An 18,453-nucleotide genomic window follows, 5' to 3' on the forward strand; every position below is an offset into this window, starting at 1 on the left:
CCCCCGTTTTTGCTTGTATTGTATCATAAAGCGCTCTCATTTTGAGGGAAAACGTATTGGAGCTGCCGTGAACAATATGAACAAAATGCCCAAAACGACGTTATTATAATTAATCTTGTTAAACTTTTCAATTTTCTATTCAGGTGATATTCTGAAAGCGCTTCAAAGAAAGCGGATACACATATAAAACCAAAAAGTGGAGGGGTTTCTTTTGATAAAAAATGTATTGGCAGCATCTTGGAAAGTAACATCGATCAGTTTATTAGCAATCTCCTTGGCAGCATGCGGTAATGGGGCAGCCAAACCAACAGATGCAGCGGCTGACAAGACCAAAGAAACAACAGCACCAGCACAAGCGGCATCCAAATATCCGGAGAAAGCGTTAAGCATCGTTGCACCATCCGGCGCAGGCGGCGGTTGGGATATGACAGCTCGTACGATTGCTAAAGTGTTGACGGAAACGAAAGCACTTGATAAGCCAGTTTCGGTAGAAAATAAACCAGGCGGAGGCGGAGCAGTCTTCTTAGCAGAATATGCGACAAAAGATGTGAAGGATAATTACAAATTGTTCGTAAGCTCACCGCCGATTCTAATTAACCATCTGAAAAAAGAAGGTAACACGCCTTATGGTTATGCTGATACAACACCGCTTGCTCAATTGACGAAGGATTATGGCGCGGTTGCGGTTGCGGCAAACTCGAAATATAAAGATTTGAAATCACTTTTGGATGATATGAAAGCGGATCCTACGAAACTGACGGTTGCTGGCGGTTCTGCACCTGGCTCCATGGATCATCTGGTTTCCATTCTTCCTGCCTTTAAATACGGTATCGACCCGAAAAAGGTGAAATACGTATCCTATGATGGCGGCGGGGAAGCTGTAACAGCTTTGCTCGGCGGTAATGCGGATGTGCTTGGTACCGATGCATCTTCCTTGGACCAATACGTGAAAGCTGGCAAGATCAGAATACTGGCGGTGGCATCACCAGGGCGGCTTGGTGGCAGCATGAAAGATGTTCCAACGATGAAAGAACAAGGTGTTGACGCTGAATTCTTAATCTGGCGCGGCTTCTTCGGACCTAAGAATATGGATGCTGGGGCGAAAAAGTTCTGGGAAGATACGATCAAGAAAATGGTTGAATCCGATACATGGAAAAAAGAAATGACTGCGAACAATTGGGAATCAGACTATAAAAAAGCGGATGATTTCAAAACTTTCCTAGGTCAGCAAGAAACGCAATTGAAAGATATGTTGACAGCTTTGGGTATGCAGAAATAAGAGAGCCTTAGGATGCTGGGGAGAAGCGAATTTGACTTCTTCCCATGCACGAAGGGCGGGAGGTTGAAAAGGCAGATGAATACTATGTTTGACCGTTATGCAGGCATCGTTTTTTTCGCTATCGGCACCACATTTGTGACTGGCAGCAGAAGCATTTCAACAAGTGCTTACGGCAGTAATGTAGGCGCGAACATATTCCCAATGATGCTGGGAGCTTTCTTAGCATTAATGAGCATTCGTCTCATTTATGATACGTTCCGCAAGCAGCAAGCGAAAAGACATAAAGAAAATTTGGACTACAAAAGATTTGGCATCATTTTCGTTGCAGCAGTCCTTTATGCGTTATTTCTTGAAGATGTCGGATTCGTCATCTCCACATTTCTCTTTTTAATGATTGGTTTCCAAACGATGCAAAAAGGTAGAGTTTGGGTTTCGCTTCTGATCTCAGCTGCATTCTCCTATGGGGTGTATACGCTGTATGTGAATGGATTGGATGGGTCACTTCCTGGATTCCCGACTTGGTTAGGCTTCTAAGATATCGCTTACGCAGTGGGTTTGCTAGAAAGCAAGCTCTAAGGAGGTTATTGAAATGGGCACGATTGATTATGTGCTTCATGGCTTGGGTACTGCAATGCAGTGGCACAATGTCGTGTTTGTTTTTCTAGGCGTATTAATTGGTACAGTGGTAGGTGTCCTACCCGGGATTGGACCTATGAGCGGCGTAGCTCTGTTAATCCCGATTACAGCGACTATGACCGCAGGATTAGGTCCTGAAGAAGCCGCGACGAGTTCCATTATTCTGCTCGCTGGTGTCTATTATGGAGCGATGTACGGAGGTTCGACGACTTCTATCCTGCTGAATACACCGGGAGAATCTTCTTCCGTAGTAACAACCCTAGATGGTTATCAAATGGCTAAACAAGGCAGAGCCGGAGCGGCACTTGCAATTTCGGCGATTGGTTCCTTTGCGGCCGGCATTATCTCCCTAATAGGCCTAATCTTCCTAGCTAGGCCCTTGTCGGCTGTTGCCATCAAGTTTGGTCCAGCCGAATATTTCTCGCTCATGGTTCTCGGCTTACTCGCAATCAGCGGTCTAGCTGGCAAATCCATGGTCAAAGCCTTAATGATGACAGCATTCGGTCTGCTGCTTGCAACGATCGGGATTGATAATGTATCCGGCGTCGAACGATTTACATTTAATATCCCTGAGCTTTATCAGGGCTTGGAATTCCTTACCGTGGCTGTCGGTACTTTCGCTGTCGGCGAAGTGTTCAAGACCATTCTGCAGCGAGAAGGAAACGATGGCGAATTGGCTAAAATCAATCGAATCCTACCGACTAAGCAGGATTTGAAAGATAGCGCGGCGCCTATCGCTCGGGGCTCAGTGCTTGGATTTTTCATCGGGCTTCTGCCTGGTGCCGGTGCCATTCTTGCTTCCTTTTTCGCTTACATTGTAGAAAAGAAAATCAGTAAACATCCCGAGAAATTCGGGAAGGGCGCTATTGAGGGTGTAGCCTCTCCGGAAGCTGCGAATAATGCGGCGTCAGGCGGCGCCATGATCCCTCTTTTGACACTCGGCATCCCTTCATCCGGTACGACTGCTATTCTGATGGGTGCTTTCATTATGTACAATGTGCAGCCGGGTCCTTTGCTATTCCAAGATCATCCGCAGCTTGCATGGGGCGTTATTGCCAGTATGTTTGTGGGCAACCTGATGCTGCTTATTCTGAATATGCCGCTCGTCAAAGTGTTTGCCAAAGTTATTGAGACACCAACGAAATATTTGATTCCATTAATTATCGTATTTTCCGTATTCGGTGTATACGCAGTTCAATATTCGACGTTTGATTTGCTCTTAATTATGGGCTGCGGTCTTGTCGGGTACTTCTTATCGAAAAACGATTACCCGTTAGCGCCACTGGTACTTGGTCTTATTCTTGGGCCGATGCTGGAAAATAACATGCGCAGAGCATTGACCATTTCGAATGGAGATTTCATGATTTTCCTTCAAAAACCTGTTTCCCTCGCTTTCTTGATCATTGGCTTCTTATGGTTGACGATCCCTTTAATCCTGAAGATGAGAGGCAAAAATGTTCTTGTAAACGAAGAAGCATAAGCTGGACGAAACCCCCTATGAAGCCGGGTGGGGCAGCAATAAGAACCGGAGTGGCTCGGAGAATGCCGCGCGAATTCAGGTCGGGGGGATCCATATGAGTGGTTTGGGGACAAGAGCGATTGTTGAAATCAATCAATTGGCTAATCAATTCAAATCGAGCATTGTTATCAAAGTGGGCAAGCGTTACATCGACGTTAAAAGTATTCTTGGTCTAAGCATTACTCTCTTCAGCAACGAAGTGTACCACTTAGAAATACATGGGCCAGACGAAGCTGAGGCTAAGCATACAATGGAGGAGCTATTTATTAAACATGGTCTTCCGCTAACGGAGTTTGAATAGGAGAGAAGGGTTGTCACTAGAGGGCAGCACCAAGAGTAACGCTAAGAGTAACGAAGAGCAACACGAAGAGCAACACGAAGAGCAACACGAAGAACAACACCAAAAGCAAAACCAAGAGCAACACCCAAGAGCAACACCAAGAGCAACACCAAGAGCAACACCAAACGAGCAATCACAAAATCTGAGCAAAAAGCCTTCAACACTACTTTTAAAGTGGTGTTGAAGGCTTTTTTATCGCGATATTACTGTACACAGTAGGGGAGAGGGTCACAAGTTGTACATCGTACAATAATTTCCTTGATTTCTTCTTGATATACGGACGATGCTGTATGTTGTGCAACAATTTAGCCTTCATTCCTGCTATTGAGGATTCACTTACCTAATGTTGTAGGAAATACAACTTCACAAGTTTCAAAAGGAACTACGATGCGTTATTTAACAAAAAAACCACCTTTTTGAGCGTAAAGGGAATATGGATGCGTTATTTTGCCATTTACGGCTGAAATACGGCATTAAAACGGAAATAAGTGATTGACGTTCCGTTTCGATAGCCTAATAGCGACTTTCTAGCGCAATAACGCATCGACGTTCCCTTTCATGAAGCTTCGGGATGATTGAAAGGCTGCGCATGAAGGTTGTTCAAGCCGCATGGGCTTTTTGACATTCCGCCATACAGTGTACAACGTGCGCCCAGAGCCCGATGGACCAAAGGCAGTTGCTTTGGTTATTTAATTTATTTCACCTTGAAATGCACAACCGCACTATACAGCATTTTACCAGCATTCGGATCGAACACGATGTGATGCTGAATCGCGAACACGTCCAGCAATAAAGCTTTGTTGTTATCGATTTGCTCGTTGATTTGGCGTTCCAGCGTCTTCATATCATGAGCTTGAAAAAACTCGATTTTATTATCTATGCGATCCAAAATAAAGTCCATGATCTTACTCCTCTCTAGGCTAAGTTGCAAACTTAAGACAACTTCTCTTATTATAACGTCAATATCTGATATAGGAAGTACATAGGAATAGGCGTATACTGTAAGGGAATACACGACCGTATGTTGCAATGAATCGGGAATACCTCATTAGCTAGACAAACTTGTAGTAGGAAGTGATGTCGTTTTGAAGTCTACACGGTTATTGGTTGATTTCTTCAAAGAGAAATGGCCGTTGTACGTTGTAGCCGCATTGTCCATTTCTTTAGGAAACATTGTTCAATCGTATTACCCCAAACTTCTGGGAATGTTTACAGATCAGCTGCAGCGAGAAAGTTTGAATAAAACGCTTATTATTGACTATAGTCTAAAGCTGCTGATGATCGGCGTTACATTCGGTGTTTTAACAGCCATTGGACAGTATATGATCATGCGTAATGGAAGACGCTTCGAGTTTGTTTCAAGAAACCGCTTGTTTAACCATTTCACACAGTTGGGCGCAACATTTTACTCAAAGAACGGCGTTGGTAAGCTGCTGAGCTACGTGATGAATGACGTGACTGTCATTCGAGAATCGATATCCATGGGGATTAACCAGGTGGTAAACTCCGCGATTTTGATCACGGCTGTCATTCTTATGATGCTGTTCAGTTCGATCCCGCTCTATTTAATTCTCATCTGCATATTGCCCTTATTGCTTATTCCTGTTCTAACTGTTCGATTTCAGCCTATTATTAAAAAGCATTCCTTACAGGTACAAGAAGCATTAGGCAAAATGACAGAGTCGGCCGAGGAGCAATTCGGAGGTATCCGAGTAGCCAAGAAATTTGCGGTGGAACCGATCATGGTTCGTAGGTTTAGCGATACCGTAGATCGGATTCGTGACAACCAATTGAGGCTTGTTCGGCTTTCTTCCTTATTTGAAGCACTTATTCCGTTTCTGGGCGCAATATCGCTGATCATCGCGATTGCTTTTGGGGGCTATTTGACCATTCAAGGGCGGATTACGATTGGTAATTTCGTTGAATTAACGCTATATATACGGATGATGGTAAACCCTTTACAGCAAATTGGCCGCGTCATTAATGCCATGCAGCGCTCTCGAGCTTCGCTTGAAAGAATGAATGAGCTGCTCGATTTGAAGTCCGAAATTGTGCAAAAGGAGCTTGCGCAAATATCCGATCTCGATCATGAGGGAATTCGGATTGAACACTTATCCTTTGCCTATCCAGATGACGAAGAGGAAGTGCTTCATGACATAACGTTAACGATTGAACCTGGCAAATCCATTGGCATTATCGGGAAAACAGGCAGCGGCAAATCGACCTTGGTGAAGCTGATGCTTAGGATATATGATCCACCGGAGGGGACGGTATGGATCGGGGATACAGATATTCGCGATGTGACATTAGAAAGCCTGCGTAATCAAATCGCTTACGTGCCACAAGAGGGGTTCTTGTTTAGCACGACCATCCGGGATAACATCGCCTTTTATAAAAGAGAATCACCCTTAGAACAGGTTGAGCGTGCTGCCAAGAAAGCGCAAATCCTCTCCAGCATTACGTCATTTCCGGAAAAGTTTGAGACGAAGCTCGGTGAACGCGGTGTCACCTTATCGGGTGGGCAGCGTCAACGAACGAGCTTAGCCAGAGGGATCATTAAGGATTCTCCTTTGATGATTCTAGACGATAGTGTAAGTGCTGTAGACTCTGTGACGGAGAGGCATATTATCGATACGATCCGCAAAGAAAGATCGAACAAAACGACCATTTGGATCGCTCATCGGATCTCCGCTCTGAAGCATACGGATGAAATTATTGTGCTTCATGAAGGCAGGATTGTTCAGCGCGGCACACACGAAGAGCTAATTACGCAAGAAGGCTTGTACGCCGAGCTTCATGCGATTCAAGAGGGAGGCAGCGACGATGCCCAAACGGAGTAACAAAAGCAATGAGGAGCAGCAGAAGACGCGATCTTCCTTTCGTTCTTTATCCGCTTATGCCAAACCGCACAGATTCACCTTTGCAGCTGTTTTATTCTGCGCGTTACTTGGGATAGCTGCCGATTTACTTCAGCCGTATCTGGTTAAGATCGCGATTGATGATAATTTGATGATCGGGAAAAATGACTATCGCTCATTGCTGCTCATTTGCTTGTTCTTTGCAGGTCTATCTATCAGCAGTTTATTTTTCAGTTATTTGCAGAACAATTTATTACAGTTTGCCGGGCAAAGCATCGTCGCCAAAATACGCAAGGATTTGTTCGAGCACATCTTTAAGCAGTCGATGTCTTATTATGACCGGACGCCAAGCGGCAGCCTGATTACGCATGTTTCTAGCGACACGGAAACGCTGAATCAGTTTTTTACGCAGGTTCTGCTTAGTCTGGTACGCGATGGCATGACGCTCGTATTCATCATCGTACTGATGTATCATCTGGACCCCCAGCTAACGCTGTACAGCATGATCGTGATCCCTATCATTGTGCTAATAGCGGTTAGTTTTCGCAGATATATGCGCAAAACCTATCAGCTCTCAAGGACGCAGCTGTCTCAAATGGTTGCTTTTGCCGCTGAGAATTTATCCGGGATGCATCTCATTCAAGCTTTTCATCAAGAGAAGGAACAGATGAATCGCTTCATGGAGAAGAATCTTGGGTATTTTCGTGCTAATTTGAGAGAAGTTCGTACTAATGTTTTGTTCAATCGCTCCTTTGATATTTTGGGGAATTTATCGGTAGCCTTTATCACTTGGATTGGCGGTATGGCCGTTTTTGATAAAACGATTGAATTCGGTGTATTATATGCTTTTATTACGTATATTCGGCAGTTTTTTCAACCGATTAATAACATTACGCAGCAGTGGAATACTCTACAATCTACGACGGTGTCTGTCAATCGAATTTGGAATATCTTCTCTATTCAACCGGAAGTAAAGGATAAGGAAGGCGTGTCGCCGCTCTCGTTGTCAGATGTGTTAGGGGACATTCATTTCAATCATGTGCATTTTGGTTATTTGAAAGATACAACAGTTATCGAGGATTTAGAGCTCCATATTGAGCCGGGCGAAATGATCGGTATTGTTGGGACGACGGGCGCAGGTAAAAGCTCGCTGATTAGTCTGCTTTGCCGCTTTTATGATGTGCAGGAGGGAAGTATCCGCATTGACGGCACGGATCTTCGGGATATCCCGCAGTCTGATCTACACCGTATGGTTGGACTTGTACAGCAGGAGCCGTACTTATACGCAGGCAGCATTATGGACAATGTTCGGATGTTCGATGAAAGCATAACGCGTGAGGAAGTCATTGAGGCATGCCGTATGGTTGGGGCAGATAATCTCATTTCACGAATGAAGGATGGTTATGAGACACGCATATCCGAGAGAGGAAGCGGGCTTTCCGCAGGAGAGAGACAGCTGATCTCGTTCGCGCGAATTATCGTATTCCAGCCGAAAGTATTGATTCTTGATGAAGCAACAGCGAATTTGGATTCCCAAACGGAGCAGTTGATTCAATCCGCGCTACAGGTCGTTGCTGAGGGAAGAACGACTCTTGTCATCGCGCATCGCATCTCGACCATAATGCATGCTAACCGCATCATTGTGATGAGTCAGGGGCAAATTGTTGAAGAAGGGAACCACGCTCAATTACTTGCTCTCCGTGGCTATTACGAGCAGTTATATCTGCATTCACAAGGGAATATGGATGCGGCACAAATCATTTCTTAGCATGAATGCGCAGCAATTGAGGGTTGAAATAAGCTTTGTCGGACTTCTTGTTAGGAGTCGCGACGAAGCTTTTTTTGTATATGCGTGATAATAGTCCTAGAAAGATGCCGAAAGTATCAATCGTTTTATTGCATAATTTAACTGGTATAACTGTCTTGAAAAGAGAAAACTGAACCTATTTTACCATTGGTTTGAATGATGTTAAAAAAAGCAATTTAGTTACAATATATAAACTTAACAAACAATATTGGAAAATTGTGTTGTTTTATTTAGTTTACTATACTATACTAATGTATAAAATTGTAAAGTTTCGCTGTCGATTATTGTCGAAGATGGGATTTTTCACCTACAACTTTATAATGGCAAACCTATTGAAAAATAGGGACGCAAAGCTAGAGGGACTACATCCAACAAGGATATGTCAGCCAGTTGCATTGTAGCAATTGGTGGAATAGGGCATTTATGCCTGTGTTTCTCCTTTTTTTTGTGAACATTTCTTCAAGCAATTCTATCGATAGGAGAGAAATTAATGAGAGAGAAAAGACTAACGAATGTACAACAATTATTCCCCAGTGAGGACGGAAACCAACAAACGCGTCAACTGGTTTTGCGGCTCATTGAACAATTAGTAACAGGAGTGGATGATCTCAAAAACCCGGATGGCGTCAATCTTAAAGGCGAGAAAAATCGAACAGGTACTTTCTATAACAATCTTATTCGAGATAGCTCCATCCCTAATGGCAGTGTCCCCTTAGAAGAAGTGAATACAGAGTTATTGAAATTGCTGCATGATCATCCGTATCATACGAAAAATTTCTTAACGAATATTTTACCGATGGCCAGCATCCCGGGAATTATGGGCATGATTGCGGCGTTCTTGGTTAATGGCAACAATTTATGGGATGTATACGGCCCAGCCGGCGCTGAAGCGGAAGTTAGGGTAATCAGCATGATGTCCAAATTAATCGGCTATGATGCGCTGAAAAGCGGCGGGTATACGACGTGGGGCGGACAAGGAGCTGTATTCTCAGGACTTCGGATAGCGACCGCCAAATTCGTTCCGGACGCCTTGCAAAAAGGCGTTCCCGACAACTTGTATGCTTTTTGTTCCGAAACTGCTCACTACAGCCTGTTCAAATCTATGGAGGCATCAGGTATTGGGAGCGATAGATTAATTAGAGTTCGCACGAAATCTGATAGCTCCATGGATGTGAATGATCTGCGAGTGAAAATGGAAGAAGTGATCTTACGAGGCGGAATCCCGATTTACATAGTAGCTACGACAGGAACAACGGATGCCATGGGGATTGACGATTTGGAACAAATTTATGCTGTGTCTGACAAGCTAGCCGTTCATCATGGGTTGCATAGACCGCATATCCATGCAGACTCTGCTTTAGGTGGATTCTTTGCTTTCTTTAATGACTATGATTTCGCCGCCAATCCACTCGAATTTAAAAAAGATGTCGCTCAGGCTTTACTTTCTATCCAACGCAAGATGAAGCATTTACATTTGGCCGACTCGCTATGCTTCGACTTTCAAAAGCTAGGGCAAACCCCTTATGTGACAAGCCTATTCCTAGTCAAGGATGCCGCCGATTTAAGACTCATGGATCTGCATCCGGATGAAACTCCCTATGTCGGACATCGGGGATATGGACAGTATCATACCGGTTATACGTTGGAGTGCTCGCGCATGGCTAGCTCCATCAGTATATACAGCGCTTTGCTTGCATTCGGCATTCAAGGTTATCAGCAATTACTTGCCCAGTTCGTTGAGGTTAATCTTGCTTTCCGGGAAGCGCTGCGTCAAGAAATCCCTCAAGCTGAAATCGTTAATAACGACAACCCTGGCATCATTACATTATTTCGTATATATCCGGAAGGCAGCCCACATTTTCAGGAAGAAATTTCGGGCAAATGCACACTTAAGGAAATTGAACGGAATAATAAATTTAATGAGCGTTTGTTCGAAATGTTAGGGAATCATCGCGACCGTATATTTTTTGGCGATACCAAAAAGCATTTGCTTGTTCAAACGAAGGATGATCGTTCAGTTGCTCTATACGCGACAAAGATTTTTGTCATCTCCCCTTATACGGAGGCCAAACATGTACATGACATCGTTCAATATTTGAAGGAAACTGTAGCGCAAGTCTACGAGAAATATTCCGAAACATCGATTTTAAGCGGGAGGTAATTGAAAGTGGCAAAGCATGCTCCAACAAAAATAGTAAACTGGTTCAGAGGGCAAATCGCAGTAAAGATGACGAGCAGTATTCTGCTGCTGTTAATATTTGTATGCGCGTCCTTCTCCGTCTCTGGCTATTTGGCCAGCAAAAGTTTAACAACGAAGCTTGAAGATCAATTCGTTCTAAGATTAACGACAAACATTGAAAATGTTTCGAAATATCTGACCTCTATCCCCGAACATGCGGATGAAATTACAGGTAAAGATAAACCGGCCTATGCCAAAATTAAACAGCAATTTGAACAATTTAAGAAGCAAGATTCTCTTGAGAATGTTTATGTCCTGCAGAAAGTTCAAAATAAAGATCAAATCGTCATTTTAACCGGAGTTGACGAAGATTTCGGAACCGAGTATCCTTTTACGCCAGAGATGAATGCTGCGATTAAAGAAAATAAACTAACGATCAGCGAGATTTACAAGGATGAATTTGGTATACATAAATCGGTATTTGTCCCACTCAAAAACGCTAAAGGCGAGAACGTCGGCATTGTCGGTATTGATTTAGATGCCTCAATCGTTACTAAAACGAAGCAAGAATTGTTATGGACAACCTTTACGATTACCTTAATCGTTATTGTTTTAGGCGGTCTGATAGGCTATTTCATAAGTCGAAGTGTGACGCGACCGGTCATTCAACTGATGCGAGTAACAGAGAAGGTTGCTGCCGGTGATTTGTCTGCACAAGTCGCTATCCAGCGAGTAGATGAGATTGGTAAATTGGCAAATGCTTTTAACGAGATGCGTCAGAATTTAGATTCCCTGATCCGTCAAATATTTTCTTCCTCCAACCTCATTACCAATACCAGCGCGCAATTGTATCAGTCTGCGGACGAATCAAGCTCAAGTGCTGGGCAGGTTGCCGTTTCTATGAACAGTATGAACGAAGGGGTAGCTGAAGTTGTTTCTTCCATTACTGAGAGTACTTCATCAATCGTTGAGATCAATACGGAATTATCAGAAGTAACATCTGAAGTTAAAGAGATGCAGGAAATAGCCCATAAGGTAGGCGCACAATCGGCAGACGGCCAGCAGCTTGTTGAGAAGACATTACATCAGATGAATGTGATTCAGAAAGAGATGAAGCATTCCCAAGAAGCCGCGCAGCAGCTAGGCAACCGTTCGAAGGAAATCGGGGAAATTATCCATATCATCACTGAAATTGCCCAGCAAACGAACCTGCTGGCTCTGAATGCATCCATTGAAGCAGCACGGGTTGGCGAACAGGGGAAAGGCTTTGCTGTTGTAGCTGGTGAAGTGAAGAAGCTGGCGGAACAATCTACGAAAGCCGCAAGCTCGATCACCGAGCTCGTTTCCAGTACCCAAAATGACAGCCTGCTTGTTATGGAAAGCATTGTACAGGGGAATCAAGCTGTCGAACAAGGTCAAAGCTGGATTAACGATACGTATGAAAATTTTAAAGTTATTTTTAACGGGATTTCCGTTTTCACTAATCGGACGGACCACTTGATCGAGACTTTAGAGAAAGCGGAAAGGTCCTTTGAGACGATTTCTAACGCCATGCAGAAAATCTCAGGAATTACCGAGGAACAATCTGCAGGCTACGAGGAAGTGGCGGCAGCGGCTCAAGAGCAAAGTGCTTCCATTCAGGAGATTACTTCGGCTATTCGCCAACTATCTGATATGGCTGTTGTTCTGCAAGGCTCTGTTCAAAATTTTAAGATTACAGATTGAATTTAATGGCTTCCTTCATTAGATTACTTGCCAGCCCTAGGGCTGGCTTTTTTTACTTGGAAAAATCGTAATCATCCATAGGCTAATGATCTGGTACTAGGAATAGATAGTACTTCTCAAACTGAACATCTCTAGTACAATTAGAAGTAAGCGAGAGGAGGAATATCATCATGAAATCCAAATTTGTTACGATTCAATTAGGCTATGTATTAGGAGCAAGTGCTCTGCTAACCGCCATTGTATATTTTTTTGCTACGAATTGGGATAAATTAAACCGCTGGGAGAAATTCATTCCTGTCTTTGTGCTCATTATGGGCTTTTACGGCTTATCCGTATGGCTCTCCCGTCAAAATGGCAGGCAGTTTCTAAGTAAACTAAGCCTGTTTGCGAGTTGTATATCCTTCGGGGTAGGTGTAGGACTCATTGGGCAAATCTACAATTCTCATGCTGACAGTTACAGCTTGTTCGCCATATGGTTCATTCCGGCGTTTTTACTTGCCCTATTAACCAGATGGCAGCCCTACTATGTGCTGGCCTACATTTTAGGACATCTCGCTTACGGGATTTATTTCTTTGGACGTTGGGGAGGGAGTTCAGATGCAGAAATCACCCAAATCGCCATCTGGCTTGGAATCGCCATTGCGAATGGCATCTTGAATGTTCTGACAGAGAAGGGTCGTTTGCACTCGCCATTTCTCAAATGGATCTCTTTTCAAGTTGGAATAGCGGTTTTAGTTGTGGCTTCAAATTCACAACTGTACGAAAAGTACGGTGTCTTTATGAACTTGCCTCTCATCCTTGTACTTGGGGGAGCCGTTTACTATACACACAAGACGAGGAACAAAGCTTATCTATTGTTTGCCGGTCTGTGGGTTTCGATCACGGCGACAGTCAAATATATCGAGCTTATTATCCGGCATTATAACGAGTTCTTTTTCATCGCCAGTTTATTGTTTATTATCGTGTTCATCTTTGCGAATGTGAAGTTCATGAACTTTATTCGTTCTTGGAATCCTTCTTCCAATCAGTTGGAACCGGAAAATCGCTCAGATATAGAAGCTTCTGATCAAGCGAAACCGGATGGAGACTTTACCAAATGGGTCGTCCGTGTCCTCACGGTTTCGGTCATCATGATTGGTTCGCTTCTGGGGAGCTTGACGATCATTGGGATTGTCACCATTGTATTAGGCTTTAATAAGCCGGAGAATGTGCTAATAGGCTTTGGTATTGTCACTGTCATTGCGATGATCATTGCGAAAAAACTAAATTCTTTAGTGCGTTATACGATTCTCATAGTTGGATTGATGCTTGGCGCAGGAGCGGCTGTTTCTACGGAGAATATTCCTATTCTATTCGTCTTCCTGGCGCTTACGGTTGCAGCTTTTATCTACATTGCTGGGTTGGTACATCGTATATTCTTTTTACTTGCAGCTGTCATTATTGCTTCCTTCGTACTTTTCAATTGGATCGATAGCGGTATTATTGTTCTTACCATGCTTACCGGCTTATTATTCGTTATGTTTGCCAGTGGTCAGGTCATAGCAAATGTTGGAGTCAGACGGCCAATTCTTTACAGCAGTTTTCCTTCTTTTCTGCTAACTTTATTTATCCTCACCTTTATGGCAGAGTCAGCATGGTATTATATCGTCAATATGCTGTTCTTTATCGTCGTTGTTCTCGCCATGGTCATGAGTAAACAATTGCACATCAAATGGATTTACGCTTGGTCGATGGGCTTCTGGATTGCTTTCCTGGTATACAAATACTACGATCTGGCCTGGAAGCTTCTGCATAAATCGATTAGCTTCGCTGCCATTGGGATTTTGGTTCTTGCCTTTACGGTTTGGTATGAAAAAAGACATCGTTTGGAAGTGATTGAACCAATTGAGGCTAACTCTAATTATGCAATGAACCGCTGGATTATTGCTCTGCTCGTTCTGCTGCAAGTTATGGCCATGTCCTTACAAATTGGTAAAAGTGAGTGGCTGCTCGCTCACGGACAGCTGATTAAGCTGCAGCTAAAACCGCTTGATCCACGTTCTCTCATTCAGGGTGATTATGTGCGTTTACGCTATACGATATCTGAGCCACCTCTATTTGAAGATAAAAATCATGATCTAGATTCTAAGGGGAAAATTACAGTCGTTCTCGCTCCGAACGAGGCTACAGGTGCTTATGAATACCGCCGCGTGTATATCAAAGGGGAAATTCTTGCTCCTGGAGAGGTTCGCTTGAATGGAAACAAAATTGGCTATGAGGGTATTGAATACGGGATCGAGACTTATTTCATTCCGGAAGGAACAGGCCGTGTCTATGAGCGGGATGCCAAATTTGCGGAAGAAAAAGTTTCTGCTGGCGGCGATGCGATTCTTGTGCGCTTATTGCTACAACCAAGTATTGTTCAATAAAGATTAATGTGGTAAAATTACCCGATCTTTGCTTAAAAGAAAGGGGTATCTGTTCTTATGTGGCTCATATTTTCAGTACTTGCGGCTGTCAGCTTCGGGCTGCGGGGCATTCTATATCATTGGACCAGCCAGCAATCGCTGAATCGGAATGTGCTGCTCTGCGGCACATTTTTTATGGGGGCGCTCGTCAGCATTGGCTGCGCCCTTATTTCCAATCAAGAATGGACGCTGTCTGCTCTGATTGGTGTTCAGATGGGATTGTTCTCCTTTGGAGCCAATGCCAGTATGTTCAAAGGCTTTGCGGTTGGCAAAGCTTCGTTAGTTGCCATCCTCACCGGTTTACCATCGGTCGTTGTGGTTTTCGTCGCATTTCTGCTTTGGAATGAACGACTCAATTTATGGCAATTCTTTGCCTTCCTTGTGATCGTTGTTGGTATATTATTCGTTCGTTACTCGAATGATATCACCTTAAAGAATCTGCAAGGAGCCGGCTGGGGAGTGCTTGCTTTGTTTCTTTTTGCCGGGAATGATTTGTCCAGCAAGTGGACAACTATCGTTTCTGCGCCACTTTTTCCAACGCTATTTTTTATGTTTGCAACGGGGACTTGCTGTTTTGGATTATGGTGGTTGAAGGACAGGGCCAAGGATAAAGGAAAGGAAGCTGCACCTGCCAGTTGGACAGAACGTAGAACCTTCCTGTTTGGGATGGTCGTCGGGATTACAAATGTCATTGGTATGATCTTCATTATTCATGCGTTCGATCAGGGGAAAACGGGGTTAGTTTCCGCGGTCGTTGCACTTAATGTATTGATCGTCTTATTGTATACACGGTTTGTTTTGAGGGACAAATTCTCGAAAATGGAGCAATCCGGCTTAGCGTTAGCATTCATTGGCATTATGATGATGAAATTAGTTGCATCTTGACAACACAGTATTATTGCTGTAATATTCAGTAAATTCTTAATTTCATAAGCAACATTGGTGAACAGGACAGTAATTCTTGTCGGACAGTCGCAGCGAGCCGGAGCAGGTGGGAACCGGTACGAATGTCAAGAGTGAAGCGGGCCTGGGAAATGGTCTTCCGAAAGTACGACGTAGGGAGATCCGGCATAAGCCGTTATCGTTGGAGTGGTTAAACCAGTGGTTTAACACTTAGAGTGGTACCGCGGGAATGAACAGCTCTCGTCTCTTATTTGAAGAGACGGGGGCTTTTTTGTATTTCTAAGGAGGAATGTTCCATGATTCAGCAGCTTTTAACGAAAGAAATCGAGCTTCATGTAGATGCCTTAATTCAAGAGTCCGGTATAGAGCGTCCTGCAACTCTGAAAATCTTGACGGAGCACCCGGCTCATTATGAGCACGGTGATTACAGCACGAATGCAGCTATGCTTTTAGCAAAAATAGTTCGTAAAGCTCCTTTGCAAATCGCGCAAGAGCTTCAACAACGGATAGAAAAGAGCGGCTCTGTTCAGGGCTTATTTGCTAAAGCAGCTGCGGTGCCGCCGGGGTTTCTGAACTTTTATATAAATTGGGACACCTGGTCTTCTGGTCATTATGGTGCTGCAAAAGAGCTTGTTGATGAAAGAAACAAATCAAAAATTTTGATCGAACATACGTCAATCAACCCTAATAAAGCTGCTCATGTTGGCCATTTGAGAAATTCCTGTATTGGCGATTCGTTGTCACGCATGCTCTCGCAAGCAGGGTACCAGGTAGAGGTGCATAACTATATTGATGATCTGGGGAATCAACTGGCGGATACAGTTGTGGGCATTCTTCATACACAAACTGAAGAGACTTTTAATCGTTTTGGCGACTTTTGTTGGGAGACCTACGCGAAGGTTAATCAGGCTTACAAAGTGCAACCGGAGCTTGTAGAGCAGCGTTCTACAGTACTACATGCGCTAGAAAGCGGGCATTCCAATCTTGCTTGGATGGGTGCATTGGTAGCGGAAAGGATCGTTCGCGAGCAGTTGGAAGAAATGAAGCAATTCGGGATTCACTATGATGTGCTGGTTTGGGAAAGCAGTATTGTGAGAGCTGGATTCTGGGATTCAACCTTCGGACTGCTTACGCAAACAGATATGTTTCATAAGGTGACAGATGGGAAATTGGCAGGCTGCTGGGTGCTGAAGAATCTAGAAGAAGGGGCTTCTACAGCTGGGGAAAGCGCGGATTATCAAGGGGATAAAGTGCTCGTTCGTTCCAATGGTATTTTAACGTATACAGCGAAGGATATTGCCTATCATCTATGGAAATTCGGTGTGCTGCCGAATGATTTTGTATATAAAAAATGGGAGGACGGACTGTGGTCCACGGCTTCCCAAGGCAGGAAGAAATCGATCGGGCAAGCGGATATCGTCATTAATGTCATTGACTATCGTCAGCAATACCCGCAGGAGATGGTGAAGCTGGCCCTTGAAGTGCTGGGCTATGAGCAGCAGGCGAGTCAGCTTAAGCACGTGAGCTACGGAGTTGTTTCCTTGAGTCCAGATACTGCGGCAGGACTGGGAATTGACATTTCGGATGGCAAAACTTCCTATGCGATGTCTGGGCGCCAAGGGATAGGGATTAAAGTCGCGGACCTGCTTGATCACATGGAGAGAGTCATTAACGCTAAACGCTCAAAAAAAGCGGGAATTTCCAGCAGATCGATAGCTGCAGCTGCGATCCGTTATTATTTACTGAAATATCAGCTGCAAACGGAAGTTGTTTTTGACTTGGAGCATGCGACGGAAATAACAGGGAACACGGGCGTATACTTGCTTTATGCCTACACAAGAGCAAAGAGTATTTTGGACAAAGCGAAGAGGGATGCTCGTCTACTTAGAGTGGAGGCTAAGTTCGATGGGACTTATTTGGAAGATCAGGAATATCACCTATTGAGACACATCGCCTATTGGCCCGAAACACTGGAAACGGCCACTAAGCAGTTGGCGCCTAGCATACTTTGCCATTATGCCTTCGAGCTAGCTTCGCTTTTTAATCATTTTTACAGTGTTTGTCCGGTCTTAAAAGGAAGTGAAGAGCGCATGTCCCATCGACTTTGGATCACGCAAACGTATAAAGACACCATGCATCAAGCATTGGAAATACTGGGTATGCCGACGCCCAAACGATTGTAACGGGAAAAACGATCGAATGCACCCTATGTACTCGCCGAGACAACCTGTCACACTTGCGCATATTCTACAGCAATTGCAGCTGTTGAACATTAACGTAAGAGAGAGGAGCTCGTCTATGCTTAAATCGCATGTGAAAACGTATAGATATCGCGTCGGCAAAAAGCATGTAATTGTCATTAATATCTACCAAACGGCAAAAGCGACAGCTAAGCAAGGTAATGTCCTTGCAAGTAATGCTTTAAATATTCAAATTTTCAAGAAACTGAAAAAGCGCTGAACGAACTCCCCTGTAAGCAGCATAATAGCGAATACGGTTTGGGGGAGGGGGTGATTCAATATGCGGCGCAAATCAATCAAAAAGACGAGCTTTAGCAATGGAAAAACGAAGGTAAGAGTCGGACAATCCGCTAGTGCAACGATCGGTCAAGGAGGCAATGCCATTTCGATTAATGCTTCGGAAGTCGGGGTTGTTCGCATTCGTCCTTAAAAATGCAACATAAGCTTTCTGATCTTGATCAAATGCGGTACAATAGGAATATTCGTGCCAATTTGAATGATTCAGGAGGCTTTAACCACA

General features: G+C 44.0%; 15 protein-coding genes, 1 riboswitch and 1 other annotated feature. Of the genes, 14 read left to right on the forward strand and 1 reads right to left on the reverse strand.

Annotated features, from left to right (window positions below; all coding sequences use genetic code 11):
* The first annotated feature begins 211 nt into the window (after positions 1 to 211).
* The 5 genes from ASG93_RS28765 (at position 212) to ASG93_RS28785 (ending at position 3,958) form a co-directional block, all read left to right on the forward strand.
* On the forward strand, positions 212 to 1,279 hold the full coding sequence (locus ASG93_RS28765; RefSeq protein WP_056837764.1) for a Bug family tripartite tricarboxylate transporter substrate binding protein: 1,068 nt from the start codon (positions 212 to 214) through the stop codon (positions 1,277 to 1,279).
* A gap of 75 nt (positions 1,280 to 1,354) precedes the next feature.
* Complete coding sequence (locus tag ASG93_RS28770; RefSeq protein ID WP_056837766.1) at positions 1,355 to 1,813, forward strand: tripartite tricarboxylate transporter TctB family protein; 459 nt, start codon at positions 1,355 to 1,357, stop codon at positions 1,811 to 1,813.
* 55 nt (positions 1,814 to 1,868) lie between these two features.
* A complete protein-coding gene (locus ASG93_RS28775) occupies positions 1,869 to 3,395 on the forward strand; it encodes a tripartite tricarboxylate transporter permease (RefSeq protein WP_056837769.1) in 1,527 nt (508 codons plus the stop codon).
* Between the two features lie 94 nt (positions 3,396 to 3,489).
* On the forward strand, positions 3,490 to 3,735 hold the full coding sequence (locus tag ASG93_RS28780) for an HPr family phosphocarrier protein (protein ID WP_056837771.1): 246 nt from the start codon (positions 3,490 to 3,492) through the stop codon (positions 3,733 to 3,735).
* Positions 3,736 to 3,745: 10 nt separating this feature from the next.
* Positions 3,746 to 3,958, forward strand: a complete 213-nt coding sequence (locus ASG93_RS28785; RefSeq protein ID WP_056837774.1) for a hypothetical protein — start codon at positions 3,746 to 3,748, stop codon at positions 3,956 to 3,958.
* A 510-nt stretch (positions 3,959 to 4,468) separates the two neighbouring features.
* On the opposite strand, the gene ASG93_RS28790 is transcribed toward ASG93_RS28785, so the two are convergent.
* Entirely contained in the window at positions 4,469 to 4,675 is a 207-nt protein-coding gene (locus ASG93_RS28790) for a YrzA family protein (protein ID WP_056837775.1), read from the reverse strand.
* Between the two features lie 184 nt (positions 4,676 to 4,859).
* On the opposite strand from ASG93_RS28790, the gene ASG93_RS28795 reads away from it, so the two are divergent.
* The 9 genes from ASG93_RS28795 to ASG93_RS36015 all read left to right on the forward strand — a co-directional run bounded on the left by ASG93_RS28795 (position 4,860) and on the right by ASG93_RS36015 (position 18,363).
* The gene (locus ASG93_RS28795) at positions 4,860 to 6,614 is read left to right on the forward strand and encodes an ABC transporter ATP-binding protein (protein ID WP_056837777.1); all 1,755 of its coding nucleotides are present in this window, start codon (positions 4,860 to 4,862) and stop codon (positions 6,612 to 6,614) included.
* A complete protein-coding gene (locus ASG93_RS28800) occupies positions 6,598 to 8,400 on the forward strand; it encodes an ABC transporter ATP-binding protein (protein WP_056837778.1) in 1,803 nt (600 codons plus the stop codon). Before ASG93_RS28795 ends, ASG93_RS28800 begins: the two co-directional genes overlap by 17 nt.
* A 351-nt stretch (positions 8,401 to 8,751) precedes the next feature.
* Positions 8,752 to 8,837: riboswitch (cyclic di-GMP riboswitch) on the forward strand.
* Between the two features lie 92 nt (positions 8,838 to 8,929).
* Complete coding sequence (locus ASG93_RS28805; RefSeq protein ID WP_056837779.1) at positions 8,930 to 10,600, forward strand: pyridoxal phosphate-dependent decarboxylase family protein; 1,671 nt, start codon at positions 8,930 to 8,932, stop codon at positions 10,598 to 10,600.
* 6 nt (positions 10,601 to 10,606) lie between these two features.
* Positions 10,607 to 12,343 carry a methyl-accepting chemotaxis protein gene (locus tag ASG93_RS28810; protein ID WP_056837780.1) on the forward strand — a complete coding sequence of 579 codons (1,737 nt, stop codon included), beginning with the start codon at positions 10,607 to 10,609 and terminating at the stop codon, positions 12,341 to 12,343.
* A gap of 170 nt (positions 12,344 to 12,513) precedes the next feature.
* Positions 12,514 to 14,751: a GDYXXLXY domain-containing protein gene (locus ASG93_RS28815; RefSeq protein ID WP_056837781.1), complete on the forward strand. Its 2,238-nt coding sequence runs from the start codon at positions 12,514 to 12,516 to the stop codon at positions 14,749 to 14,751.
* Between the two features lie 57 nt (positions 14,752 to 14,808).
* Complete coding sequence (locus tag ASG93_RS28820; protein WP_056837783.1) at positions 14,809 to 15,675, forward strand: EamA family transporter; 867 nt, start codon at positions 14,809 to 14,811, stop codon at positions 15,673 to 15,675.
* A 48-nt stretch (positions 15,676 to 15,723) separates the two neighbouring features.
* Positions 15,724 to 15,944: a binding site (T-box leader), on the forward strand.
* 45 nt (positions 15,945 to 15,989) lie between these two features.
* On the forward strand, positions 15,990 to 17,876 hold the full coding sequence (locus ASG93_RS28825) for an arginine--tRNA ligase (protein WP_056837785.1): 1,887 nt from the start codon (positions 15,990 to 15,992) through the stop codon (positions 17,874 to 17,876).
* A 115-nt stretch (positions 17,877 to 17,991) separates the two neighbouring features.
* Positions 17,992 to 18,153, forward strand: coding sequence for a hypothetical protein (locus tag ASG93_RS36010; protein WP_200984544.1), 162 nt, complete (start codon positions 17,992 to 17,994; stop codon positions 18,151 to 18,153).
* 60 nt (positions 18,154 to 18,213) lie between these two features.
* The gene (locus ASG93_RS36015) at positions 18,214 to 18,363 is read left to right on the forward strand and encodes a hypothetical protein (protein ID WP_200984545.1); all 150 of its coding nucleotides are present in this window, start codon (positions 18,214 to 18,216) and stop codon (positions 18,361 to 18,363) included.
* Positions 18,364 to 18,453: the final 90 nt, after the last annotated feature.

Origin of the sequence: Paenibacillus sp. Soil787 (genome assembly GCF_001429545.1) — a bacterium.
Classification (GTDB): Bacteria; Bacillota; Bacilli; order Paenibacillales; family NBRC-103111; genus Paenibacillus_E.